A 4,737-nucleotide genomic window follows, 5' to 3' on the forward strand; every position below is an offset into this window, starting at 1 on the left:
TTCGCTGGGCGCGGAGCAGGCCGCGCATCTCGAGAAGCTGGCGGAGGCGGCATGCTTCTTCGAGCAGCCGTTCGAGGTGGGCACGCCGCAAAAGGGCGCGGCGGATTACCAGTGCGAAGTGCTGGCGATCGATGACGGCGAGGCCACGCATACGGTGCGCGCGTTGCTGCCGATCGCCGATCCGGCACTCAGGGCATTGTTTGAAGCGATCAAGGCACTGCGCAAGAAAAAAGGGTAGGGTGGGTAGAGCGAAGCGAAACGCGCCCTGCATTCCCTTGCCAGCCACGCCCGCAACGCATGTCAATGTCAGCTCGGCATCCGCAACGTGGTGACGGCCTGGATCAGGCGGTCGGGCTGGTTCCTGTCCGGCGCACGCTCGAGCATCTTCCAGCACAGCTCGCAGATGCCGCCGCAACGTCCTTCCGCGAGGTCGGCAAAGCGCGGATGCTGCGTCAGCACGCCGAGGCCGGCGCTTTCCATCGCGCGCAGCAGGGGATCGGAACGAAAGCCGTCGATCGCGGCATCGAGTTCGGCCGAGGTCGCAATGCGGCGCCGCAGGCGCGACGGACCGTGTCCCATGATGACGCTTTCATTGCAGCAGGCGCTGACCACGCCGTCATAGCGCACCATCGGCGACGTCAGCGCCCAGCAGGTGCCGAAGGCATGGCCGGGCAGGCGCGTATTGCGAAAGAAGACGCTTGCGCCGCGGCCGTCGGTGAGCGGCGTCGAGGTGACGATTTCGGCATGGCTGGCATAGCCGGCGCCAAAGGCATGGCGCAACAGCTGCTCGGCGTGCTCCGCCATGTCGCCGAGACCGAGCACCTGGACCACGATCCATGCGCCTTCCTCCGCGATGGCACGCGCCGCATGCACGAAACGTTCGCCGCTGATTTCGCGCGCATGGAAGGCATCGGTGCCGAGGTAGACGCAGCTGCAGCGCGCCAGCACCGCGCGTATCCACGCGGGCGCCTGTTCCCGTCCTGCCCAGATGCCGCTGGTATGGACCACCTGGCGCTTGCCTGCCTGGGCGAGACGTTCCGATGCCAGCTCCAGTCCGCGCCGTTCGGCAAAGGGTTCGCCACCGGAGATGTCGACCACGTCCAGTCCGTCGGTGCTGCACAGCCAGTCGAGGATTTCATCGAACAGCGCGAAATCGATGATGGTCGGACTGTCCGTGCGCGAATCGACGGAGCAGTGCGCGCAGCCGACCGGGCAGCGGTCGGTGATGAAGAGCAGCATCGAGCGCCCCCGGCGGCGGCGCAGGCGCTGGATGTCTTCGTGGGTCAAAGTGGACGTCATTCCGGCGCTCCCAATGCGGCTGGTTGCGCATGGCGCTGCATGGCCGCTGCTTCCAGTTCGAGGTGTCGCCGCGCAGGTGTACGCGCAGTGACGGTCAATATAGGAGGCGCGTCCGCGGGCTACCAGAAGCGTGTGATGCTTTTTTGTGCAATGTCAGTTTCTTTGATCGACGGTCGCAAAGAGGTGGCGATTGACGGTTTTCTCTCCCAATAAAAATGCCGCCGGCGTCAGTGCGCCGGCGGCATGCCCTTCCCCCCTGCGTGGCAATGTCAGAACTGGTGTCGCACGCCGACGTTGAACAGCCGTCCCCGCTCGCCGTTGGCGAAGGCGTTGACCCGCACGGCCGGATCGTTGTCGGTGTAGCTGAGCGAGGTATAGATGTTGGTGCGCTTGGACAGCGGCTGGATGTAGCCGAGCGCAACCTGGTCGGATTGTCCCGCCGCGATGTCGCGCACATCGTTGCGGATGAAGGACGCCAGCACCGTGCCCGAGCCGGCCTTGGCCGACGCGCCGACCAGCCAGCTGTGCTGGTTGAGCGTGCCCCCCGCCTGGTCGACATCGGTCTTGGCAAAGGCGAGGTGGGCCTTGGCGATGCCGAAGTCGAAGGTGCCGCCGAGGAAGGCCGTCTTCAGGTCGGCGATGCCCGTGCCGAGGAAGGGCGACGCGGCCGGCAGCGTAGCGGTATTGGCGTCGTGATACGCGAGTTGCACGTTCACCGGCCCGTTCACGTAGCTTGCACCCGCGACGAGCTGACGCTGAAGCGAACGGTCGCCGGCGACTTCACCGAATCCGTAGCCCAGCGTGCCGGTGAAGCCCGCGATGTTCGGCGTGGCATAGCTGATGGTGTTGTCGGTGCGCAGGAAGGGATCGCTGAAGTACAGGCCGCCGCCGAACAGGCGCTGCGCATTGCCCGCGAGATTGATGGCGAACGGATCGACCGCCAGCAGCGCGTTGTAGACAGGCGTTTGCTGCCGGCCCAGCTTGACCGAGCCGAAGCCGCCATTCAGGCCGACCCAGGCCTGGCGTCCGAAGATGCGTCCGCCCTGGCCCAGTGTGCCGGTGTCGACGTTGAAGCCGTTTTCCAGCGTGAAGCTGGCTGTCAGGCCGCCGCCCAGGTCTTCCGTGCCGCGGAAGCCGAGGCGCGAGCCCGAGTGTTGGCCGCTTTCAAGGCGCCATGTCTTGTCGGCCGACGTCACGTTCTTGTCCCAGACGATACCGGCGTCGACGATGCCGTAGATGGCGAGGTTGGTTTGTGCGGATGCGCCGGCCGCCATCGCGGCGAGCGCCCCGGCGACCATCAGTGAGAGTAGCGGTTTTTTCATTTGTTCACCCAGTGAAATGTTCATCGGAGGATAGGTGCGGAGAAGAGCCGATTCCAGTTGACCCTATCGCTATCGCGTGACGTTTGTGCGGGATCAGTTGCCGAGAAAGGTGGTTACAAAATGGGGGGTGTACCGTTGTATTTTTGCGATAGCGGTGGTGATCCGCATCAAGAAGATTCACGGCGGCACAGGGACACGAGGATGCGCGTAAGCAGTTGGCGCTGTCCGCGGGCGGGATTAACATCGCCAGTCGGGCCTGCTATGATGACCCGCCCGGATATCATCAACAACAGGAAACGCCATGAATCTCGAAGAAGCGCTGGCCAAGGACGGGGAAATCCGGCAGAAGCTCCTCGCCGCGATCGCGGAACAACACCAGCTCGATCCCAAGTCCGCCGGCAAGGTCGACGGCTGCATGCTGGGCAACTGGCTGCATGGCGAAGGCGAGCGACGCTTTCCTTTCGTAAAAAGCTTCCAGCCCTGCGTCGACGCCCATGCCGCCTTCCATGCGGAAGTGGAAAAGGTGGTGCGGCAGATCAACCTCGGCGAGTACGATCAGGCCAAAGCCATGCTCGGCAGCGGCACGCCGTGCACCAAGGCGTTTATTGCGATGGTTGCGGCTGTCAGGCAATTGAAGACGGACGCGAAACTCTGATGGCCAGCGTCGATCCCAAGCCCAACAACACCTGCCCGCTGTGCGGCGGCCCGAACGGTTGCGGACCCGCGGCCAGCGGCAGTTTCGATACGCCATGCTGGTGCACCACGACACCGATCGATCCGGCGGCGCTGGCGCGGATTCCGCAGGCGCAGCGCAACCAGGCATGCATCTGCCGCAATTGCGCAACGGGCGTAAACAAGCCGACCGTCACCTGAGCAGGCGCACAAGCACCTCGTGCATGCGGTGGTCGATGGACGTCTGCCGCTGGCGGCGTGAATAGCTGATCAGTTCGCGGTCGGTAAAGCACACGGGCACATCGCGGCCGTTGACCATCACGTGCATTTCCCGGACATGTTCTTGTCCGTTGCCATCGAGCTGCCCCCAGTAGCACTGCGGGAAAGTTTCGCGCATCAGCAACGCGATTTCAGTCAGCCGTTCTTCGACGGCCGCCGAGCCCAGTTCCAGACCGATTGAAACGCGCCGGTATTTCATTTCTTTGCAAAGGACGAACAGTAGTATCTTTGACAAGTACCGCAGGCATGGTTCCCTGCTACTTCTGGCGACGGCGCACGATAGCCAGCGCGAGGCAGTGCCATTCCCATTCGTCGAGGTAGAGCGCTGCGCTGCGCTCCATGTAGCTGTACTTCCAGCCTTGGTCGCAGCATTCCGGGCAATCCAGGCCGGGAAGGGCTTTTACCATTTCGGCGGCGAATTGCTCGAGTTCATCCTGGGTGATTTCTCGCGGCGTCATGAAACTGAGACAAGCTTCGCCGCCATTGATTCCAAAACGTGCCATGCAGAAATTTCGGCGATTCCACACCTAACCTCGGTCAATCATTTTCAACTGCGCCCAAATTCACCCCCAAGAACATGGGATACCGCATTGCAACAAATTGTCGTTTAATTCTATCTACCGAGCGTTCCAAAACGCCAACCGCACTACACCGGGAGAACCATGAAACGCATCATCGCCGTCGCCTTGCTGCTCGCTTGCGTCAATGTCACCACCGCAGCCGGCACCGGACCTGTCGACACCTTCGGACCGCAGCTCGACTGCGCAACGAAGAAGGCGCTCAACAACTACAACCAGGCCATGTCGGAAGTCAGCCGCGTGCGCCGCGCCGTGGACAGCTGCATTGCCGGCAGTCTGGACAAGGAGGCGCGCCTCATCCGCGCATCGACACGGACCACGCTGGTCGAACTGGAAGCGCGCCGCGAAGACCTGGTCGAGGCGACCATGCGCCGCCTGCAGCTTTGCCGCGACACCGGTATCGGAGCGGGAAAATTTCCTGTGGCATGCCCGCAGCTGTTTACGCTGGAGCGGATCGCGATTGATTGAGCGGGGTCATGTTTCCGTCGAGCAGCGGGGCGGATTTCTCTCTACAATCATCATCACGCAATTCCGCACTGACAAACCCATGATGCCATGAGCGACTTCCCCACCGACATCTACACCGA

The 4,737-nt window shown here is 62.9% G+C and carries 8 protein-coding genes; 4 read left to right on the plus strand and 4 right to left on the minus strand.

Annotated elements, in window-relative coordinates:
* Nucleotides 1-238, plus strand: a 238-nt coding sequence (locus AYR66_RS28960) for a protealysin inhibitor emfourin (RefSeq protein ID WP_206047207.1), incomplete at its 5' end; no start/stop codon positions are given.
* 68 nt (nt 239-306) lie between these two features.
* On the opposite strand, the gene AYR66_RS17260 is transcribed toward AYR66_RS28960, so the two are convergent.
* Complete coding sequence (locus tag AYR66_RS17260) at nt 307-1,299, minus strand: radical SAM protein (protein WP_088708530.1); 993 nt, start codon at nt 1,297-1,299, stop codon at nt 307-309.
* Nucleotides 1,300-1,568: 269 nt separating this feature from the next.
* Nucleotides 1,569-2,621 carry a porin gene (locus AYR66_RS17265; RefSeq protein WP_088709881.1) on the minus strand — a complete coding sequence of 351 codons (1,053 nt, stop codon included), beginning with the start codon at nt 2,619-2,621 and terminating at the stop codon, nt 1,569-1,571.
* A 301-nt stretch (nt 2,622-2,922) separates the two neighbouring features.
* Between AYR66_RS17265 and AYR66_RS17270 the strand changes: the two genes are divergently transcribed.
* Both AYR66_RS17270 and AYR66_RS17275 read left to right on the plus strand, forming a co-directional pair.
* Nucleotides 2,923-3,276, plus strand: a complete 354-nt coding sequence (locus tag AYR66_RS17270; protein ID WP_088708531.1) for a CZB domain-containing protein — start codon at nt 2,923-2,925, stop codon at nt 3,274-3,276.
* Complete coding sequence (locus AYR66_RS17275; protein WP_088708532.1) at nt 3,276-3,494, plus strand: cysteine-rich CWC family protein; 219 nt, start codon at nt 3,276-3,278, stop codon at nt 3,492-3,494. The genes AYR66_RS17270 and AYR66_RS17275 overlap by 1 nt, the downstream gene beginning before the upstream one ends.
* Here the strand turns inward: AYR66_RS17275 and AYR66_RS17280 are convergent.
* Complete coding sequence (locus AYR66_RS17280) at nt 3,487-3,771, minus strand: hypothetical protein (protein WP_088708533.1); 285 nt, start codon at nt 3,769-3,771, stop codon at nt 3,487-3,489. The two genes, AYR66_RS17275 and AYR66_RS17280, sit on opposite strands and share 8 nt — an antisense overlap.
* A 58-nt stretch (nt 3,772-3,829) precedes the next feature.
* Nucleotides 3,830-4,075, minus strand: coding sequence for a hypothetical protein (locus tag AYR66_RS17285; RefSeq protein ID WP_088708534.1), 246 nt, complete (start codon nt 4,073-4,075; stop codon nt 3,830-3,832).
* Nucleotides 4,076-4,234: 159 nt separating this feature from the next.
* Between AYR66_RS17285 and AYR66_RS17290 the strand changes: the two genes are divergently transcribed.
* Nucleotides 4,235-4,618: a hypothetical protein gene (locus AYR66_RS17290; RefSeq protein WP_088708535.1), complete on the plus strand. Its 384-nt coding sequence runs from the start codon at nt 4,235-4,237 to the stop codon at nt 4,616-4,618.
* Nucleotides 4,619-4,737: the final 119 nt, after the last annotated feature.

The organism is Noviherbaspirillum denitrificans (assembly GCF_002211445.1).
Classification (GTDB): domain Bacteria; phylum Pseudomonadota; class Gammaproteobacteria; order Burkholderiales; family Burkholderiaceae_D; genus Noviherbaspirillum; species Noviherbaspirillum denitrificans.

What these genes read in the sequence shown, in the direction of transcription:
- AYR66_RS17260 (WP_088708530.1), bottom strand. Translation starts at nt 1,299, where the DNA reads ATGACGTCCACTTTGACCCACGAAGACATCCAGCGCCTGCGCCGCCGC.
- AYR66_RS17265 (WP_088709881.1), bottom strand. Translation starts at nt 2,621, where the DNA reads ATGAAAAAACCGCTACTCTCACTGATGGTCGCCGGGGCGCTCGCCGCG.
- AYR66_RS17270 (WP_088708531.1), top strand. Translation starts at nt 2,923, where the DNA reads ATGAATCTCGAAGAAGCGCTGGCCAAGGACGGGGAAATCCGGCAGAAG.
- AYR66_RS17275 (WP_088708532.1), top strand. Translation starts at nt 3,276, where the DNA reads ATGGCCAGCGTCGATCCCAAGCCCAACAACACCTGCCCGCTGTGCGGC.
- AYR66_RS17280 (WP_088708533.1), bottom strand. Translation starts at nt 3,771, where the DNA reads ATGAAATACCGGCGCGTTTCAATCGGTCTGGAACTGGGCTCGGCGGCC.
- AYR66_RS17285 (WP_088708534.1), bottom strand. Translation starts at nt 4,075, where the DNA reads ATGGCACGTTTTGGAATCAATGGCGGCGAAGCTTGTCTCAGTTTCATG.
- AYR66_RS17290 (WP_088708535.1), top strand. Translation starts at nt 4,235, where the DNA reads ATGAAACGCATCATCGCCGTCGCCTTGCTGCTCGCTTGCGTCAATGTC.